Source organism: Mesorhizobium sp. WSM4807 (genome assembly GCF_055811615.1).
This window is the reverse complement of sequence record NZ_JBVVQY010000123.1, coordinates 1-368: the sequence shown is the minus strand read 5'-3', so window position 1 is coordinate 368 and position 368 is coordinate 1. Positions and strand designations below refer to the sequence as shown.

The 368-nt window shown below is 61.1% G+C and carries 1 protein-coding gene; it reads right to left on the bottom strand.

What is annotated here, in order from left to right; all coding sequences use genetic code 11:
• Positions 1 to 357: transposase (locus AC0L3N_RS33965; protein WP_473552070.1), on the bottom strand; the 357-nt coding region annotated here is incomplete at its 3' end.
• Positions 358 to 368: the final 11 nt, after the last annotated feature.

Genomic DNA, 368 nt, shown 5'->3' with positions numbered 1-368 from the left:
CTTCTTGTGCTCGCGCAGATGATCCATGTTGAGGTAGCGGGTCGCCTCGAGCCAGTTCTCGTGGATCTCCACCGCCAGTGCCCGAACCAGCCGCAGACAGCTCTGCGGACTGGGGAAGATGCGGACGACCAGGGTGCGCCGCTTGATCCCTGGTTCAGCCGCTCCAGCATGTTCGTCGACTTCATGTGCTTGTGATGGGCAAGCGGCAGCCGATAGAAACTCAGCGTCTCCTCGATGTTGTCCTCTACCCAATCCACCAGCTTCGGGCATTTGGCCTGCCATTTGGCGATCCCACTGCGCCAGGTCGCGCTTGACCTCGGCCAGGTCGCGCCGGTCATAGAACCATCTGAGCTCCATCAGGCAGTCGT